Below are 2,975 nucleotides of genomic sequence, written 5' to 3'. Positions count from 1 at the left end.
ATCCATATATAGCCAGCCCCAGCCACTCCCAAATTGAGTTTTGGCGGCATCAGAAAATTCCTTTTTAAACTCATCGAAAGAGCCAAAATTCTTTACCAATGCATTCAGCAAACGAGCTGAAGGCTCACCCCCGTCGGGCGACATATTTTCCCAAAACAAACGATGGTTGTAGAATCCTCCACCATTGTTTCGCACTGACTCACTATGTTCTGACACATTGGCAAAAATCTGATGCATGGCAGTAGTTTCCAGGTCTGAACCTTCAATAGCTTTCATAAACTTACCATAATACCCGCGATGATGCTTATCGTAATGAAGCTCCATTGTCTGAGCATCAATCCAGGGCTCCAGGGCATCATAAGAATACCCGAGTTCGGGAAATTTATGCCCGTCAATCGTTGCTGCAGCCGATGCAGCTGCTCCGTTATTATTACTTTTCTTCCCGGTGGGAACACAGGCAGCAACAGTTGCCATACCCATCAGGGAGAGGAAATGTCGTCGTTCCATAACATTACTTTTTACAGATTACCAAATTAACTATTTTCTATTTGAACCTGTTTTTTTATCTATAACACTGAAACATATTCAGATACAATTTGTTCAGAAACAAACCCGAATTCTCGGCCTCATCCCAATTAATTCACCATCCTCTGAAATACATCAAGGTATTGATGATAATTCCAATTACGGCACAATAAATGTATCTTTGGGTAGAACCATAATCATTAATAACTATGAGAACCATATTAATCCTTATCGCCATTCTGGGTTTCACTTTGCAAATAAACGCTCAGGATAAAAAAGAAGTCAGCTCCCAAATATCTGACGTGGTTGTTTATCTGCAAGGGGCGCAGGTTACCCGCCAGGCAAAAATTTCCATTCCATCCGGAAAAAGCGAACTCCTCTTTACGGGGATAACTCCGATGCTCAATTCCGAAAGCATGCAGGTTTCTGCGGGCAGAGGCATTACCATCCTTTCCGTCAATCACAGCATTGATTACCTGGACTCTAAAAAATCTGATGAAATGTCCATGAAGCTTGTTAAAAGAAGAGATGAGCTGCAAGACAGCATTGCGCTGGCAAAGAACACCCGCGAAATTTACATCAAGGAACAGAAGATGTTAATGAGCAATCAATCGATCGGGGGGCAAGAGACAGGAGTTAATGTGGAGCAACTCATCAAGGCCACCAACTTCTTCCGTGAGCGACTCACCGAAATTGAAAAAACCCTGTTTTCGAATCATCAGGAAACACTTGAAATGAATAAACGGCTGGAAAAAATCAACCGACAACTGAACGAGTTAAATGCGCAGGATGATCGTCCAACCAGCACCATCAAAGTGACAGTCACTGCAGATAAGGCAGCTAATTATCCGGTTGAATTAACGTACACCGTTCACCAGGCAAGATGGCAGCCATTTTACGACATCAGAGTAAATGACACGGACGACCCGGTGACATTGGTTTATAAAGCCAAAGTTTTTCAAAGTACCGAAGAGAACTGGGACAATGTGAACCTGACACTCTCCACTGGCAACCCCTCCATCAGTAATTACAAACCGGAACTGCAAACCTGGTTTCTATACCCAACACCCCCACCGCCCCCTTCCGGTATTGTTCCCGGATTAAACATCATGGAGGACGATGTAGAACTTGAGGAGGAATTGATAATTGAGGATATGGAGGTTAGTCCCAGGCGTATCAAAGGTTACAGTTCACTTGGCAAACAATACGTCACCACCACCCGCCAACAAACCACCACGGCTTTCGGAATTCAAATTCCTTACACCATTCCGGCTGACAATCAAGGGTACGATGTTGCCGTTTCCGACCATCAAATTGAAGCAGGTTATCAATACGCAACGGTTCCCAAACTGTCTCCCCACGTTTACCTTTTGGCTCAAATTACCGATTGGAACGAACTAAACCTCCTACCCGGACAAGCCAATATCTATTTTGACAATACCTATCAGGGAAAAACACACCTCGATCCCTATACTTCCGAAGATTCTCTGAACTTGTCCATCGGACGCGACCCGGCCATCCTAGTGGAGCGTGAATTACAAAAGGATTTTTCTTCAAAATCGTTCTTTGGCAATAATGTTAAAGAAACCAAAACATGGAAAATAACTATTCGCAATACCAAAAACACCAAGGCGTCTGTACTTGTGGAAGACCAGTATCCCATTTCAACCAACAGCGATATCAAAGTTGAGTTGGAAGAGAGCAGCGGTGCCAAAGTCGATTCAAAAACAGGCATTCTGAACTGGACTCTGGAACTTGCCCCGGGAGAAACCAAAGAGTTGCGACTGATATACTCTGTAAGGTACCCTAAAGATCGGGATGTGGTTGTGGAGTAAAAAATGAATATTGAGATTTTAATTGTTAATGCGTAGCTTCGCAAATAAACAAAAAACACCAACAAAAAAATGAAAAAGCTAATCGTACTTGTCGCAATTGCTACCCTCACAGCCTGTGCCACCAAAGACATTTCGGATCTGGAAGAGGGCATGGCCTCCAAAGAAGTAATTGATATTGCCGGCGAACCCACAGAAAAAGTTGAGATGCCCCTGGATATTGAATGGTGGATCTATGAAGAGGACAAAGTGCTGTTGATCCTGGAAAACGACACCGTATCGAATGTCACCTCTCAAGAGGAAATTGAGGAATCGCTGAAAGATTTTGAAAAAGGGATGGACCAGATTCAAAAAGAGATTGAAGAACTTACAAAATAGTTTTGAATGAAGATATTAATTGTTGGAACCGGTGGTGTAGGCGGCTACTTTGGGGGCCGTCTGGCCCATGCCGGACATGATGTTACATTTATTGCCCGTGGTGCCCATAAAGAAGCCATAGAAAAAGATGGTCTTGAAGTGAAGAGCATCAACGGAGATTTTTTGGTGACGAATGTCAACGTCACCGATCAAATTGCGAATGCAGAACAACCTGAACTGGTAATTATTTCGGTAAAAGCA

At 43.3% G+C, this 2,975-nt stretch carries 4 protein-coding genes; 3 read left to right on the top strand and 1 reads right to left on the bottom strand.

Translation table 11 applies throughout. The features are described 5' to 3' along the window. The coding region (locus tag QZZ43_RS11855; RefSeq protein ID WP_291859486.1) for a superoxide dismutase at positions 1-507 on the bottom strand (507 nt) is incomplete at its 3' end. A gap of 227 nt (positions 508-734) precedes the next feature. Here QZZ43_RS11855 and QZZ43_RS11850 point away from each other — a divergent pair. The 3 genes from QZZ43_RS11850 to QZZ43_RS11840 all read left to right on the top strand — a co-directional run. After that, positions 735-2,360, top strand: a complete 1,626-nt coding sequence (locus QZZ43_RS11850; RefSeq protein ID WP_291859482.1) for a DUF4139 domain-containing protein — start codon at positions 735-737, stop codon at positions 2,358-2,360. A gap of 69 nt (positions 2,361-2,429) precedes the next feature. Next, positions 2,430-2,735 carry a hypothetical protein gene (locus QZZ43_RS11845; RefSeq protein ID WP_291859479.1) on the top strand — a complete coding sequence of 102 codons (306 nt, stop codon included), beginning with the start codon at positions 2,430-2,432 and terminating at the stop codon, positions 2,733-2,735. Between the two features lie 6 nt (positions 2,736-2,741). Further along, on the top strand, positions 2,742-2,975 hold a 234-nt coding region (locus QZZ43_RS11840), incomplete at its 3' end, for a ketopantoate reductase family protein (RefSeq protein WP_291859476.1).

The sequence above is a fragment of the Marinilabilia sp. genome (assembly GCF_016278715.1).
Classification (GTDB): domain Bacteria; phylum Bacteroidota; class Bacteroidia; order Bacteroidales; family Marinilabiliaceae; genus Marinilabilia.
The sequence above is the reverse complement of the archived record's forward strand: the minus strand, read 5'-3'. Positions and strand labels throughout refer to the sequence as shown.

Bases quoted from the DNA above. Each gene is read 5' to 3' on its own strand.
- QZZ43_RS11845 (WP_291859479.1), top strand. From the start codon at position 2,430: ATGAAAAAGCTAATCGTACTTGTCGCAATTGCTACCCTCACAGCCTGT.
- QZZ43_RS11850 (WP_291859482.1), top strand. From the start codon at position 735: ATGAGAACCATATTAATCCTTATCGCCATTCTGGGTTTCACTTTGCAA.